This window comes from Bartonella birtlesii IBS 325 (genome assembly GCF_000273375.1).
Classification (GTDB): Bacteria; Pseudomonadota; Alphaproteobacteria; order Rhizobiales; family Rhizobiaceae; genus Bartonella; species Bartonella birtlesii.
The window spans coordinates 1,642,369-1,658,749 of the sequence record NZ_CM001557.1 but is presented as its reverse complement, the minus strand read 5'-3'; the positions used below and the strand labels follow the sequence as shown (position 1 = coordinate 1,658,749).

The window sequence follows — 16,381 nt, the reverse complement described above, 5'->3', positions numbered from 1 at the left end:
AGGAGAAAGTTATTTTCAATAAAGGTTGAGCATTATCGATAAAAAAATGGATGCTTGCTGAATTTGCAAAAATATTTTTTTGTTGTTAAGTCTATTATTTAGTGAAAGAGAAAATGGGCCTATTTACGATGATTGGAATAGGTATGAAGGCTATAAATACTTAATTTATACGGTGAATATAAAAAAGCCCAAGTAATTGGGCTTTTTTCATTAATAGGGAAATTAATGAATATCGTCGCCTTGAAGATATCCTTTTTTGCGAGCATCTGGCATCAAAAAGATTGCAATGAATGCGATGATCATCATACCGGCTATGTAAAAATGAAAGACAGATTCATATCCGATTTTTTTAAATTCAAGCGCTACAGCTTCAGCAGAACCACCAAATAGTGCATTAGCAATAGCATAAGAAAGACCAACTCCCATTGCTCGGATTGAAGCAGGAAACATTTCCGCTTTTACAATACCAGAGACGGAGGTATAAAAGCTCATAATGCAAAGCATTCCAATAATAACGGAGAGTGCAATCCACATATCATCAGTGCTTCCAATGATTTTAAGTGCAGGAATTGTACAGATGATAGATAAGGAACTCCAAATAAGCAGTGAAGCTTTTGTGCCAATTTTATCTGCGAGAGAACCAAAAAGGGGTTGGAGTAGCATAAAAACAAATAATGCAGCAGTCATTATTGTTGTTGCAGTGTGTTTATCAAATCCAGTCGTTGTGATCAGATATTTTTGCATATAAGTTGTGCAGGTATAAAATGTAAGCGATCCTCCCGCTGTAAAACCGATTACTAAAAAGAAAGATTTTCTATGATTGCGTAAAAGCTCTCTAATACTACCTGCCTGCTTTTTTGAACGACTTTCTTCTGTGGTTGTTTCATGGAGTGAACGACGTAGATAGATTGCAACAATTGCTCCTAATCCACCAATTGCAAAAGGAATACGCCACCCCCATGCTTTTAATTGATCCTCAGTAAGATAGAGCGCCAAAATAAACATAACCAAACTTGCAAGAAGTTGGCCGCCAATGAGTGTAGCATATTGGAAAGAGCTAAAGAAACCACGACGATTTTTAAGGGCAACTTCGCTCATATAAGTTGCTGTCGTTCCGTATTCACCACCGACGGAGAGTCCTTGGAGCATGCGGAGTAAAATGAGTAGAACAGCAGCGGCAGCTCCAATCGTTTCATAGGTGGGAAGGAGAGCAATGAGAAACGAACCGCCGCACATCATAAAAACAGAAATCAGCAAAGAGCGTTTACGTCCATAACGATCAGCAATAAATCCGAAGAGCCATCCACCAATTGGACGCATGAGGAAGCCTATAAAAAAGACAAAAGAAGATTTTAAAAGTTCGGTAACAACATCTCCATTGGAGGGAAAAAACTGTGATGCAAAGTAAATGGATGTAAAAGAATAAACATAAAAATCATACCATTCAACCAGATTACCTGATGCACTAGATATGATAGAAAGAACACGTTTTCTCGTATCATGCGGTGCTAGGGTTGTTTTATTCTCCATAAGTCTATCCCTTTAATTGTTCATGTTTGTTGATTTATTACCCCTGTATTTATTCCCCTAGAAGTTGTCTACAGTATTTTATATTTTGCGTCAAAAACTTAATCGGATCATGGCTATTTCTTGTGTAAGATCGTTGGAGAAGAAAAAATTAAATTATTTTATCAATTTTACAGTTTCCATTTTCTATAATTAATAGAATCGGCCATAATATCCATATGAAAACCTATCTTGATCTTTTATCTCATGTTCTAAATCACGGCGTTGATCGTACAGATCGAACTGGTGTTGGTACTCGGTCGATTTTTGGTTATCAGATGCGGTTTGATTTACAGACTGGTTTCCCATTGTTGACGACAAAAAAATTGCACTTGCGTTCAATTATTTATGAGCTTTTGTGGTTTCTTAAAGGCGATACGAATATCGCGTGGTTGAAGGAACATGGTGTATCAATTTGGGATGAATGGGCTGATGAGAATGGGAGTCTTGGTCCTATCTATGGTTATCAGTGGCGTTCTTGGCCAGCTCCTGATGGACGATATATTGATCAAGTGAATAATGTGTTGGCTATGATTAAACAAACCCCTCATTCTCGTCGTCTCATTGTGTCAGCATGGAACCCCGCATTAATAGAAGAGATGGCTCTTCCACCTTGTCATTGTTTTTTTCAATTTTACGTTGCTGATGGCAAATTGTCTTGCCAACTTTATCAACGTTCAGCTGATATTTTCTTAGGTATTCCGTTCAATATTGCTTCTTATGCATTGTTAACAATGATGATTGCGCAGGTAAGTGGGCTTAAATTGGGTGATTTTATTCATACTTTGGGAGATGCTCATCTGTATTTTAGTCATTTTGAACAGGCAAAACATCAATTATCTCGTATACCAAATGCTTTACCATTTATGCGTATAAATCCGGTAGTAACAGATCTTTTTTCTTTCAAATTTGAGGATTTTGAATTGCTGAATTATGAAGCTCAGCCACATATAAAGGCGCCAGTAGCAGTATGACTTTATCCATTTGTTTAATTGCAGCGGTGGCAGAAAATGGTGTTATCGGTCGTGGAGGTGCTATGCCTTGGAGTTTGTCGACAGATTTACAACGCTTTAAAGATTTGACTTTCGGTAAACCTGTTATTATGGGGCGAAAAACTTGGGATTCTCTGGGGCGTCCTTTACCAGGGCGTACAAATATTGTCATTACCCGTAATTGTAAATTTAAGGCTGAAGGTGCCGTTACTGTTCACTCTTTGTCTCAAGCTTGTTCTGTTGCAAAAAGGGTGGCATCTCAAAATGATGCAGATGCAATTTTTATTATTGGTGGTGGTGAAATTTTTGAACAGGGATTGCACATTGCTAATAAAATATTTCTTACAGAAGTTCTTGCTTTTCTTAAAGGTGATAGTTTTTTTCCTATTTTTGATAAAGAAAAGTGGACTATTGTGCAAACACAATATATTCCAAAAGGAGATAAAGACAGTCATCCGACACGTTTTGTGGTTTATGAACGGCAATAATCGTTTGTAATGAAGTGGAAAGAGCCTATCAGTTACATTGTAATCGGATAAGAGCTGCCCTATAAGATTAAGTGAATGGTTGGTATTTGATTAATGGTAGTTAGTTAAAGAGGTGATGATGCCCTGGACAAATCAAAATGGTGGCGGCCCGTGGAGCAGCGATAAAAATAAACTCGGTGGTGACAAAAAAACACCTGCTAAGAACATCTTTGGTTCTGGTGGCAGTAGTGGTGGTGACAATGGTTCCAATTTTGATGATCTGTTACGTAAAGGACATGATCAATTTCAACAAGTTGGTCGAAGTAAGCTTTTGGCTTTGTTACTTCTTCTTGGTGTGTTTTTTTGTTTGTATCAGTCAGTTTACATTGTCCAACAAAATGAACAAGCTGTGGAGTTGCGTTTTGGTGTGCCTAAGGCAGAAATTATTGGTGATGGTTTGCATTTTCATTTTTGGCCAATTGAGACTTATATGAAAGTCCCTTTGACGGAAAAGACAATTGCAATTGGTGGCCAATCCGGTCAGGCTCAACAAAGTGAAGGTTTGATGCTTTCGAGTGATCAGAATATTGTTAATGTTAATTTTTCTGTTTACTATCGTATTTCACGTCCAGGGCAATTTTTATTCAATGTGAATGATCAAGAAGGAACAGTTCGTCAAGTTGCTGAGAGTGCAATGCGTGAGGTTATTGGTTCTAGACCTGTTGATGATGTTTTGCGTGACAAAAAAGAAGAAGTTGCAAATGATGTGAGGAAAATTATCCAGTTAACTGTAGATAAATATCAGCTTGGTGTTGAAATAAGCCGTGTATCAATCAGTGAAGCTGCTCCTCCTACCAAGGTTGCAGCTGCATTTAATTCCGTTCAGCAGGCAGAGCAGGAACGTGGGCGGATGATTGAAGAGGGAAATCGTGTGCGTTTTACTAAAATTGGTTTAGCAAATGGTGAAGCTTCACGTACACGGGAAATCGCAAAGGGTGAAAAGGTACAAATGGTTGAAGAGGCACGAGGACGTGCTGAGCGTTTTCAGGCTATAGCGCGTGAGGCTGCAATTTCACCAGAGGCTACGCGTTATCGTCTTTATATGGAAACGGTTGGGCGTATTCTTTCTTCTCCTAATAAGTTGGTTCTTGATCAAATAAATTCTCCAGCGGTGCCTTATCTTCCTCTGAATGAATTGCTACGCAGTAATTCACCGGAAAATGTGAAAAAAACATCAGCACGTTCTGCATCGCTTTTGGATGCTCGTATTTCTGGAGGTCGCTAATTATGCAGCAGTCTCGTTTTTTATTTGCGTTGAGTGGCATATTGCTTCTTTTGATGGTTTTATGGATGTCACTTTTTATTGTTTATCCTCGGCAACAAGTGGCAATTAAGCGTTTTGGACAAATTGTTAAAGTAGAGTCTAATCCTGGTATTTATTTTAAAATGCCCTTTGTGGATAAGATGGTTGTTGTTGATAATCGTTTGTTGCGTTACGATGTTCCTACACAATCTGTGCAGGTTCGTGGTGGTGCTTATTATGAAGTGGATGCGTTCTTTATTTACCGTATTACAGATCCTAAGTTATTTTTACAGCGTATTGCTTCGGGGCGTCCACAAATTGCTGCACGTGAAAATCTTGCACCGCGTTTTATTGACGCTTTACGTGCTGTTTATGGTAAGCGAGAATTTAAAGCTGCTTTGTCAGATGAACGGGGAGCGATGATGGCTGAAGTACAGCGACAGTTTTCTGTAGATGCAGGTTCGTTAGGCATTACTATTTTTGATGTACGTATTCGTAAAACTGATTTAACGGATGCTGTTTCAGAAGATGTTTATCGCCAAATGGCAGCTGAACGTGAGGCAGTAGCGGAAAATATTCGCGCTCGCGGGCAGCAGGAGAGAGATCGTATTGTAGCTGAGGCTAATCGCGAATATGAAGAAATCGTAGCAGCTGCAAAGCGTGATGCTGAAATTACCCGTGGTGAAGGGCAGGCTGAAAGTATTCGCCTTTTATTGAATGCGAGGGAAGCTAATCGGTCCTTTTATGATTTTTGGTTAGCAATGGAACAGTATAAAAATTTGGAGCGTGTTCCTATGGTGATTTCTCCAAACGAGGATTTCTTTTTCTATTTCCGCAATCCACTACAGGAGAAGAAAAAATTGCCATCAGCGATGAATACTGGCTTTAATAAAACTGAACCCAAAATCGGAGGAGAGTAAAAGCAATAATGGATTATGAATCTGCACTTGTGCATGAGAGATGCTACCTGTTGTTGCTTTTCTTTTATGGTGCAAATGGTTAAAGTGTAGCACTATCGTGATTTTGCGTGGATAAATTTAGTGAAGCTCTTTACAGCATTTTATTAAAGGCATGGTATGGGTAGAAATGTCGTAGGTAAAAGTACGTCTTGGATGTTCTTTGTAAGAAGGGTTGTTGTTGCAGTTTTGTTTTTAACGGGATCAATGGGGTTGTCTTGGGGAGCAGAAACAAACAACACACTCCTTTCTATTCCTGATTTGGCTGCTGAACTTTTGGAAACTGTGGTAAATATTTCCACTGCGCAGACCGTTGAGGGGACTGAACAAGACGAGGATATTTCAGTGCAGGTTATTCCTCCAGATTCGTTGTTGCAAGAGTATTTTAATGATTTTTTCACACCTAAAGATGGTCAAAAAGATGGTCAGTTTCAAAAGGTACGCTCTCTGGGATCTGGTTTTGTGATTGATGCCCAAAAAGGGCTTATTGTTACTAATTATCACGTTATCGTTGATGCTGATGATATTGAAGTGAATTTCACAGATGGTACAAAGTTAAAAGCAAAATTGCTTGGAAAGGATAGCAAGACTGACTTGGCACTGCTTCAAGTGGATATGGGAAGTAAAAAATTAAAAGCTGTACGTTTTGGTAACTCAGAAAAGGCGCGTATTGGTGATTGGGTTATGGCTATCGGTAATCCTTACGGTTTTGGTGGAAGTGTAACGGTTGGTATTATTTCTGCACGCAATCGTGATCTTAATGCTGGTCCTTATGATAATTTTATTCAGACAGATGCAGCGATTAATCGAGGCAATTCTGGGGGGCCGCTATTTGATAGAAATGGAGAGGTAATTGGGATTAATACAGCAATTATTTCTCCTTCTGGAGGGTCTATTGGTATTGGTTTTGCAATACCATCTGATATGGCTCTTTCTGTGATTAAGCAATTGCGTGATTTTGGAGAAATAAGGCGTGGTTGGTTGGCTATTCGTATTCAACCGGTGACAGAGGATATTGCAAAAAAATTAAAACTCGACAAGGCTAGGGGAGCATTGGTTGCCGGTAAAATAGAACAGGCGGATGTGGATAATAGCCAATTACAGACAGGGGATGTTATTCTTTCTTTTGGAAATACAAAAATTAAGCATGCGCGTGATTTGCCTCGTTTGGTAGCAGAGAGTTCTGAAGGAAAAGTGGTGGATGTTACCGTTTTACGAAACGGACAAGAAAAAACAGTAAAAGTTAAACTTGGGCGTTTAATTGAGACAGATGCAAATGAAAATTCTGAACATACAGATGCAAGTGAAGATACTGCAGAAAAGCCCGATGACGAAAAAGATAATACTGTATCGAAAAGCATAACAATGCGGTTTATGGGGATGACGTTATCTGAGATTACAGAAGATTTGCGTCATCGTTATTCAATTACGGATAAACTTCACGGATTGGTAGTGATATCTGTTGCACAAAATAGTGCAGCAGATAAAAAGCGTATTCGTGTTGGTGAAGTAATTGTTGATATTAATCAAAGTTCTGTCACAACAATTGATGCGGTGAAAAGGCGTATTCATAAATTACGTGAAGCTGGACGCAAAAATGCTCTGTTTATCATTGCTCGTCCAGATGGAGAGTTACGGTTTGTTACGATCCCAATGGATTGATATTTCAGATATTGATGTGTGAGGAACAGATTTTTTTGTATTATATTTTGTCCTTTTATCAGCCTTAGAGTGCGGGGTGTTTTGCGAACTATAAGGTGTGCAATGTGTCTTTTACCGTTTTTATTTTTGTGATTGTGCTTCAAAGTGCGCTTGTGGTAATCGTTTTCTTTATACAGTTTACAAAATAGCAATTATATAAAAAATTTGTATCAGAATTAATAAGTTAGGGTTATTGTTGCGTTATTAAGGAAAGAAGTAACGATCATTAAAAAAAGAAGTTTAAGACAATAAATTATTGGTTATTTTATTATAAAATTAAATATTATGTGTTATTTATAAATAATAAAATTGTTTTATACTGTATAATTAATTAAGTATTCTGTTTATAGTTCTTTGCTTTATTATTTTATTAAAAATTAAGAATTCCTATAGTTTTGTCTATATTAATGATGCGCTCTTGTTTCTATTTTTGTCTGAAGATCTACTCTTAAGATAATGTAAGAGAAATATAGAAGATTTTTGGGTAGTCATGTGTGTTGTTGATAAGTTGTTGATTGATAAAGATAGAGATTACCATCCATGATACAGAGAACAATTACATTAATAGCGGGGCCAACTGCAAGTGGGAAATCTGCGCTTGCCTTACAAATGGCTCAAGAAAAAAATGCTCTGATTATTAATACAGATTCAATGCAGGTTTATGATGTTTTAAATATTTTAACGGCACGGCCAACGGAAGCTGATACTGCAATTGTTCCACACTATCTCTATGGTTATGTGAGTCCTACTGTAAATTATTCCGTAGGGAAATGGTTGTATGATGTTGAAAAACTATTAAATAACTTTACGTCGAAATCACTGATTTTTGTTGGTGGAACAGGGCTTTATTTTCGTGCTCTTTTAGAGGGGATTTCAAAAATTCCTCATATTCCAGAAGTTGTGCGGCAGAAATGGCGACTTCGGCTTGATAAAGAAGGAGCTGAGAGTCTTTATCATCGGTTGTTGCAGGTTGATGCTGTTCTTGCTGAGAAAATTTCTTCACAAGATGGTCAGCGTATCATACGTGCTTTGGAAGTTTATGATGCAACGGGTGAGAGGTTAAGTTGGTGGCAGAAGCAAAAAAAATACCTCTTATTGCAGCACATCGTGTAGAAAAAATTCTTCTCATTCCACCACGTCAATTGCTTTATAAGCGCATTCATAAGCGTTTGGATACTATGATTGAAAGAGGCGTGCTAGAAGAGGTGATGACTATGAAGAAACTTGGGATTTCTCCTTTGTTACCAGCGATGAAGGCTATTGGTATCGCTGAATTTATAGCTTATTTGAATGGAGACAAAAATTTTGAGAATGCTCTTGAAATGGTAAAAATACAAACAAGACAGTATGCAAAAAGACAATTGACGTGGTTTCGTAATCAATTTGATGAAGAATGGATGCTTATTTCTGGATAAAAGAGTTGAGAAACTTGAGAAGCAGTTGAAAAAAGTCAATTGCCAATGCATTTTTTAGCAAGTATAATTTTTTATTGACGGATGCGATCAATGTCATTAGAAATCCCTTTATAGGAAGGTTTTTCCTTGTAAATTTTGCGTATTGGAATAAGGGGGGTAATCATACAATATATGTTTTTTGTGTGTAGTAGGCTCTCTCAGGGCCTTTTTTAATAGGCTCCTTCGGGGGCTTTTTTGTTATGCTATCAAATAGGCGAGTGGGAAAAATGATACATCATCCAAAAATGCAAGAAAATGCGGACAGAAAAAGAATGTCGGGTGCTGAAATGGTGGTTCAAGCTCTTATTGATCAAGGAGTTCAACATGTCTTTGGTTATCCTGGTGGAGCTGTTCTTCCTATTTTTGATGCACTTTATCAACAAAATTTACTGCAGCATATTTTGGTACGTCATGAACAGGCCGCGGGTCATGCTGCTGAAGGTTACGCACGCAGCACAGGGAGGGTAGGTGTGATGCTTGTGACTTCTGGTCCAGGAGTAACGAATGCTGTTACACCTTTGCAAGATGCATTCATGGATTCTATACCTCTTGTTTGTTTTTCTGGTCAGGTGGCGACAACAGTGATTGGAACAAATGCTTTTCAAGAGGCTGATACAGTTGGGATTACAAAGCCCTGTACGAAACGGAATTGGTTGGTTGAAGATGTCAATGATCTTGCCGCCATTATTCATGAAGCTTTCGCTGTTGCTCAATCAGGGCGTCCAGGACCGGTTTTGATTGATATTCCTAAGGATATTCAATTCGCTTTGGGTGTTTATAGAATGCCTCAAGTTTTGGCATCTCAGCATTCTTCTCCACAAGTAAAAGGGGATATTAAGGCTTTTGAATATGCTATTTCTTTGTTAGCAGAAGCAAAACGTCCTATCGTTTATTCTGGTGGTGGTGTTATTTCATCGGGTCCTAAAGCTGTACAATTTTTGCGTGATTTGGTTCAATGGGGAGATTTTCCGATTACGTCAACACTTATGGGACTTGGTGCCTATCCGGCTTCTAGCAAAAATTGGCTTGGAATGCTTGGAATGCATGGCACCTATGAGGCTAATATGGCCATGCATGATTGTGATGTTATGTTGGCTGTTGGTGCGCGCTTTGATGATCGTATCACTGGGCGGATTGATGCATTTGCACCTCATGCGCGTATTATTCATATTGATATTGATCCTTCTACTATCAATAAGATTGTAAAGGCAGAAGTTCCACTTATTGGAGATGTGGCAGATATTTTAGGAGATATCAATCAACATTTACATATGCGACAAGCAATATTTGATAGAGAAAGCCGTGATGCGTGGTGGAGGAAAATTAATCTTTGGAAAGCGCGTAATTCATTGGCATATATGGAGAAAAAAGATGTCATTATGCCACAATATGCTCTTGAACGACTATATGCATTGACCAAAGATGCCAATGCTTATATCACAACGGATGTTGGACAGCATCAAATGTGGGCGGCGCAGTATTATCGTTTTGATGAACCAAAACATTGGATGACTTCTGGTGGTCTTGGGACTATGGGATATGGTCTTCCTGCTGCTATTGGTGTTCAAATAGCACATCCTGATGCACTGGTTTTATGTATTTCTGGTGATGCCTCAATTCAGATGAATATTCAGGAGCTTGCAACGGCAATTCAACATGATACGCCAGTAAAAATTTTTATTTTAAATAATCAATATATGGGAATGGTTCGACAGTGGCAGCAATTGTTGCATGGTAATCGTCTTTCTCATTCTTATACAGAATCGATGCCTGACTTTATAAAATTGGCACAAGCTTATGGAGCAATTGGTATTCGTTGTTCAAAACCGGATGAACTTGATGATAAAATTCAGCAAATGCTTGACTCTGACAAGCTAGTTCTCTTCGATTGTCGTGTTGATAATTTAGAAAATTGTTTTCCTATGATTCCATCTGGATGTGCACATAATGATATGTTGTTGCCTGATGAGGCTCATGATGAGGGAGTTGCCAATGCTATTTCTGATGAAGGACGGATTCTTGTATAAAATAATATGTTAATCAAATAATGGAGGAATTTTTGGGTTCTTGATTCTTTGGAGCTTTTTACTTTTTTCCTTCATTTTTTTGGGGTCTTGTTGACGAAACAGATTTTTACAATCTATGCTCTTTTGTATAAGAGAAGTGTATGTTGTCATTTCTTTATACAAAAAGTATTTCGCATTATGAGTATGCTGAGCTAGGTTGGTAGCATATATTGTATTTTGTAAAATTATATGCTGTTTGAAGGCCTTTTTTGCTTTATACTTTACTGAGATTTTTCAGTTTACAGTTTTATCGTGACAAAGCTTCAATAGTTTTGTTGCTTTGTTCAATTTGTTTTTCGTCACGGTTTAGGCGTTTTGCTCTTTTGTGCTAGTGAGATGATTGATTAAGTAAAGTATGGGCATAGTTCATAAAATTCCTTTCTTCGTCTTTTATATAAAAGTTGTTTTTTGTTTTTAAAATAAAGCAGCAGAAGTATATATGTGTATTATTTTCAGTTTGCTGTATATAAGCCATTTGTTTGTATTTTTCTGTAACGAAAGATATTTTGCCAAATGAATATGTGATCTTATCAAGAAGGTTGAAGTAAATTTATTTGATTATAAATTTAGATTGTTGAGGTATTTTGAAGGCAGGTTATTGGTACAATATTGATGATTGTACTGTGAAAGTGATTAGATAGCGCTGTATCAGGAGTTTTTTACAAAAAAATTTTCTTAATCGTGGTTTTGTTTCCAAAATGCTTGCTCTTTTTATGCGAATCTTATTTTGATAGATTATGCAATTTTCACGGGAACAGGATAATGCATTGAAAGCTGTTGCCGCATGGTTAAGGGATGGGCGTTCACCACTTTTTCGCCTCTTTGGTTATGCGGGAACGGGCAAGACGACACTTGCACGTTATTTTGCGGAAACAGTTGATGGTTCTGTTCAATTTGCTGCTTTTACGGGGAAAGCTGCGCAGGTTTTGCGTTCTAAAGGTGCAAGCAATGCTTGTACGATTCATTCGTTGATTTATTGTCCTCGTGGAGAAGAAGAAGTTTCCGATGAAATTACAGGAAAAAAATCAATTGCGCCAACATTTGCACTCAATCGGAAAAGTGCTGCTGCACAAGCTGCACTTATCATTGTTGATGAATGTTCGATGGTAGACGAACAATTGGCGCGTGATTTAATGAGTTTTCAAACACCTATTCTTGTTCTTGGTGATCCAGGGCAATTGCCTCCTATATCAGGAGGTGGTTTTTTTTCCAATGCCGAACCAGATTTTCTTCTTTCAGAAATTCATCGGCAAGCACGTGACAATCCGATTGTTCGTTTGGCTATGGATGTGCGTGAAGGACGCGATATTGCTTATGGTGATTATGGTGTAGCACGTATTATTACACGCAAAGAGGTCGATCAGCAATTGGTTTTAGATGCTGATCAGGTATTGGTAGGGATCAATCGAACACGGCACCTTTATAATAAACGTTTGCGTGCGTTGAAGGGGTTTACAGCAAATTATCCACAAGCAGGGGATAAGCTCGTATGCTTGCGCAATGATCCTCCTAAAGGCTTGTTAAATGGTTCTTTATGGAAAGTGATGACTTCACAGAAAGAAACTGTTAAGCCTAGTATTAATCTTCTTGTTAAACCAGAAGAAAGCGAGTGCCGGGTGGCAAAGATTAAGCTTTTGAAAGCAGTGTTTGAAAATCCTCATAATGAGATTTCTTGGACCTTAAAAAAGGGATATGATGACTTTGATTATGGATATGCATTAACTGTTCATAAAGCACAAGGCTCTCAATGGGACAATGTTGTTTTGTTTGATGAAAGTTTTGCATTTCGTGATATGTCGGCGCGGTGGCTTTATACAGGGATTACGCGTGCGGCAGAGCGTTTGACAATTGTTCGATAAAGAAATTTCTTCTCTAAAGATTATATGGGCGAAGGTCTTTTTTCTGTTTTTAAAATGATATACAAAAATGGGAGTGTGCATGGCGATAAAACTTTCGGTTAATCTTAATGCTATTGCTGTTTTGCGCAATCGGCGTAATTTACCTTGGCCAAATATTAAGGCTATTGGACACATAGCACTTGCCGCTGGAGCAGCAGGTTTGACGGTTCATCCGCGCCCTGATGAAAGACATATTCGTTTTACGGATTTGCCAGATATACATGGTTTAATGAACAGCACATTTCCTAGTGCCGAATTTAATATTGAAGGTTATCCAAGCGATAGGTTTTTGGATATAGCAGAAAAATATGCTGATCAGATTACTCTTGTTCCTGATGATCCAGCTCAGTCAACTTCTGATCATGGTTGGGATTTTTCTCGTCATAGAGAATTTTTAGCACCTATCGTGCAACGTTTGAAAACAAAAAAAATTCGAGTGTCATTATTTTCTGATCCTATTATTGAGGGGCTTGATATTGCTAAGGCGATAGGGGCTGATCGTGTGGAATTTTATACAGGACCTTACGGGGGAGCATTTAACGATAAGATAAAACAAGATAAGGAGCTCAATAAATTAGTTTTTGCTGCAAGAAGAGCTCAAGAGTTGCAATTGGGTATTAATGCAGGGCATGATTTGACCATTACAAATTTGCCTGCTGTTGTTCATCAGATTCCTTGGCTTGAGGAAGTTTCTATTGGTCATGGGCTTATTTCTGACGCGTTAGAGCATGGAATGTATAACACTGTTCAGCGTTTTATCCAGTTATTGGTGTAATGTTTTTCTCTGTACAATGAGGAGAGATGAATTTTTATAAAAAGCTTTTTTGGTTCGTTGCGAAGAAATGATTTTGCATATGTTTAGATAAATAAAATTATTTATGGCATGCATGATGGCAACAACAAAGGTGCTGTTGTTTATTGAAAACAACTGGTGGTGATTTCCATTATATGAGCTTATGGGAGAGAATGACCATCAGAGAACGATATTCTTTATTTATAATTTTTCTTGCTATCTATGTTAATTTGGTTCATGTTGAAAGCTCTGTGTATTTAATTTTAAGGACACAATGCTTCGTTATGCAGAAGAATGGAATCTTAGTTATGTCTTTCTTTGCAGAAGTGTTTTTTGTATGATGTGTCGTTTTTGTAGAGCGAAAGTTGGAATCTATTGGGAAGCCATATATGTTTTTAAGAGGTTTGGGGGCTGTAGTTTTTGTATGCAATGCATAAATTTTAGAAGATTGCTCAATTGCCTTTTTGTGATAAGCGGTGTTTTTGTTACTTATAGTGTGTAAAACACTTAAGGTCGTTTTTTACTTTTTATTCAATAAAAATAATCTGAAATTCAATTTAAACATAGAGAGAAGGAAGTATTTTTATGCGTGTTTATTATGATCGTGATGCAAATGTTAATTTGATTAAAGAGAAGAAAGTAGCCATTATTGGTTATGGTTCACAAGGGCGTGCACATGCTTTAAACTTAAAAGATTCCGGTGTTCAAAATGTGCAGATTGCTTTGCGCTCGGGATCAGCAACAGCTAAAAAAGCTACAGTGGATGGTTTTGAGGTTATTAGTGTTGCTGAAGCGGCAAAATGGGCAGATCTTATTATGATGGCAACACCAGATGAATTGCAAGCTGATATTTATAAAGAGCATATTCATGATCATTTGCACGATGGCGCTGTGATTGCTTTTGCGCATGGTTTGAGTATTCATTTTGGTCTCATTGAACCTAAAGAAACAGTTGATATTGTGATGATTGCTCCTAAAGGCCCAGGTCATACAGTGCGCAATGAATACCAACGTGGTCGCGGTGTTCCTTGCTTAATTGCAGTTGCACAAGATGCTTCAGGGCATGCCCATGATATAGCGTTGTCTTACGCGTGTGGTCTTGGTGGTGGACGTGCTGGAGTGATTGAGACAACCTTTAAAGAAGAGTGTGAAACTGATCTCTTTGGTGAACAAGCCGTTCTTTGTGGTGGTCTTGTTGAGCTTGTTCGAGCAGGCTATGAAACACTAACGGAAGCAGGTTATGCACCGGAAATGGCGTATTTTGAGTGTTTACATGAGGTTAAATTGATTGTTGATCTCATGTATGAAGGTGGTATTTCAAATATGAATTATTCGATTTCTAATACAGCAGAATGGGGCGAATATATGTCTGGTCCACGTGTGATTACCGATGAAACAAGAGCAGAGATGAAACGTATTTTGAAAGATATTCAGACGGGTAGATTTACATCAAATTGGATTCAAGAATACAAAGCTGGTGCGGCTCATTTTAAAGGTATGCGTCGTTTGAATGATAAACATCCTATTGAAGAAGTTGGGAAAAAGCTTCGTTCTATGATGCCTTGGATAAAGGCGAATGCTTTGGTTGATAAAGAACGTAATTAAAATTTATAATGGAATATTATGTAAATAACTTTGACGCTTTATGTGCAAAAAGGGTAACTTTAGTTACCCTTTTTTAGTATGCTTTTTATGTATAAATTTTATTTGTTTTTTGGAGCAAGTTTTTTTCTTATAAATATAAAATACATTATGCCTAAGAAAATAAACCAAAAAATACTGTATTTTAAAGCTGTTAAGGTGTCATGTTCTAATGTCAACAAATAGAGCATAAAAGCGAAAAAAACTAATACAATCCCACACATGATAACACCTCCGGGCATTTTATAGACGGATTCAGCATGGAGATGAGGGTGGTTGCGACGATACACAATATAGCTAATCAAAATGACGGACCATACGAATAAAAATGCAATAGCTGAAATACTTGTCACAATTGTAAAAGCACTTATGATGCTTGGAGATGATGACGCAATTGTGTATCCTATTAAAATACATAGGCAGGAAAAGAACAGAGCATTAGCTGGAACATGGTATTTAGAAAGCTTGCCCAGAAGTGGGGGAGCACCTTTTTGTGTTGCAAGTCCATATATCATGCGGCTAGTCGAAAAAATACCACTATTTGCTGAAGAAGCAGCTGAAGTGAGAACGACAAAATTGACCAAACCAGCAGCTATTGGAATGCCAGCGAGCCAAAACATGGAGACAAAGGGGCTTTGCTCTGGAACAATTTGATCCCAAGGTGTAACTGACATAATTACAGTAAGAGAAAAGATGTAAAAGAGTACAATACGCACCGGTATTGCATTAATTGCTTTAGGGAGAACTTTTTTAGGTTCTTTGACTTCAGCTGCAGTTGTTCCAGCAATTTCTATACCAACAAAAGAAAAAATGGCAATTTGAAATCCGGCAAAAAAACCTGTAACGCCTCGAGGAAATATATCCCCACCATTCCATACGTGATTGAGAGAAGCGACTGTACCATTTGGAGAGGTAAAGCCTGTAGTGATCATATAAAATCCAACAATAACTAATGCTAAAATTGCTACAACTTTGATAAGACCAAACCAGAATTCAAGTTCACCGAAAAATTTTACGGCAAGAAGATTAAGAATTAAAAAGAAACCAATGCAAGCAAAAACAACAATCCATGGATTAAGTGTTGGCCACCAGAAATGCATATAGTTGATGATAGCAATAATATCTGCAGCCCCAGTCACAACCCAGCTTAACCAATAGTTCCAACCAACAAAAAAGGCAACTCCTGGTCCTAGCATATCGGTTGAAAAATCAATAAGAGAGCGATATTGTGAATTAGAAAGCAATAGTTCTCCCATAGCACGCATTACAAAGTATAGAGCAAAACCGATAATACCGTAAACGAGTATGATGGAGGGGCCTGCTACACTGATTGTTTTTCCTGATCCCATGAAGAGGCCTGTTCCAATAGCACCACCGAGGGCTATAAGCTGTACGTGACGGTTGTCTAGGCCACGTTGCAATTTGTTCTGAGGATCAGCTCCTAAATTTTGTTTATCATTCATTTTTTGAAGGTTCCCTTTAATTATTTAAGATTCAAAATTACACTGAAAAAAGTAATCTTACCTATCGAAGCATGATATAAA

General features: G+C 37.8%; 11 protein-coding genes and 1 pseudogene. 10 read left to right on the top strand and 2 right to left on the bottom strand.

Translation table 11 applies throughout. The annotated features are described in order from the left end of the window. Positions 1-222: 222 nt before the first annotated feature. Complete coding sequence (locus QWU_RS07985; RefSeq protein ID WP_006590257.1) at positions 223-1,530, bottom strand: MFS family transporter; 1,308 nt, start codon at positions 1,528-1,530, stop codon at positions 223-225. A 215-nt stretch (positions 1,531-1,745) separates the two neighbouring features. Here QWU_RS07985 and QWU_RS07980 point away from each other — a divergent pair, with 215 nt between their 5' ends. The 10 genes and pseudogenes from QWU_RS07980 to ilvC all read left to right on the top strand — a co-directional run bounded on the left by QWU_RS07980 (position 1,746) and on the right by ilvC (position 14,801). Beyond that, the gene (locus tag QWU_RS07980; protein ID WP_006590258.1) at positions 1,746-2,540 is read left to right on the top strand and encodes a thymidylate synthase; all 795 of its coding nucleotides are present in this window, start codon (positions 1,746-1,748) and stop codon (positions 2,538-2,540) included. Beyond that, positions 2,537-3,046, top strand: a complete 510-nt coding sequence (locus QWU_RS07975) for a dihydrofolate reductase (RefSeq protein ID WP_006590259.1) — start codon at positions 2,537-2,539, stop codon at positions 3,044-3,046. Before QWU_RS07980 ends, QWU_RS07975 begins: the two co-directional genes overlap by 4 nt. A gap of 118 nt (positions 3,047-3,164) precedes the next feature. After that, positions 3,165-4,310, top strand: a complete 1,146-nt coding sequence (gene hflK / locus QWU_RS07970; protein WP_006590260.1) for an FtsH protease activity modulator HflK — start codon at positions 3,165-3,167, stop codon at positions 4,308-4,310. 2 nt (positions 4,311-4,312) lie between these two features. Continuing rightward, complete coding sequence (hflC, locus tag QWU_RS07965) at positions 4,313-5,248, top strand: protease modulator HflC (protein ID WP_017196557.1); 936 nt, start codon at positions 4,313-4,315, stop codon at positions 5,246-5,248. Positions 5,249-5,404: 156 nt separating this feature from the next. After that, the gene (locus QWU_RS07960; protein WP_006590262.1) at positions 5,405-6,946 is read left to right on the top strand and encodes a Do family serine endopeptidase; all 1,542 of its coding nucleotides are present in this window, start codon (positions 5,405-5,407) and stop codon (positions 6,944-6,946) included. A gap of 579 nt (positions 6,947-7,525) precedes the next feature. Further along, positions 7,526-8,400, top strand: a pseudogene (gene miaA / locus QWU_RS09485) (tRNA (adenosine(37)-N6)-dimethylallyltransferase MiaA). A 266-nt stretch (positions 8,401-8,666) separates the two neighbouring features. Further along, positions 8,667-10,466, top strand: coding sequence for an acetolactate synthase 3 large subunit (locus tag QWU_RS07945; protein ID WP_017196555.1), 1,800 nt, complete (start codon positions 8,667-8,669; stop codon positions 10,464-10,466). 776 nt (positions 10,467-11,242) lie between these two features. Continuing rightward, positions 11,243-12,364, top strand: coding sequence for an ATP-dependent DNA helicase (locus tag QWU_RS07935; protein ID WP_006590265.1), 1,122 nt, complete (start codon positions 11,243-11,245; stop codon positions 12,362-12,364). 79 nt (positions 12,365-12,443) lie between these two features. Beyond that, entirely contained in the window at positions 12,444-13,178 is a 735-nt protein-coding gene (locus QWU_RS07930) for a pyridoxine 5'-phosphate synthase (protein WP_017196553.1), read from the top strand. A 603-nt stretch (positions 13,179-13,781) separates the two neighbouring features. After that, positions 13,782-14,801, top strand: coding sequence for a ketol-acid reductoisomerase (gene ilvC, locus QWU_RS07925; protein ID WP_006590267.1), 1,020 nt, complete (start codon positions 13,782-13,784; stop codon positions 14,799-14,801). A gap of 98 nt (positions 14,802-14,899) precedes the next feature. Here the strand turns inward: ilvC and QWU_RS07920 are convergent, their stop codons facing one another. Beyond that, a complete protein-coding gene (locus tag QWU_RS07920) occupies positions 14,900-16,300 on the bottom strand; it encodes an amino acid permease (protein WP_006590268.1) in 1,401 nt (466 codons plus the stop codon). Positions 16,301-16,381 lie beyond the last annotated feature (81 nt).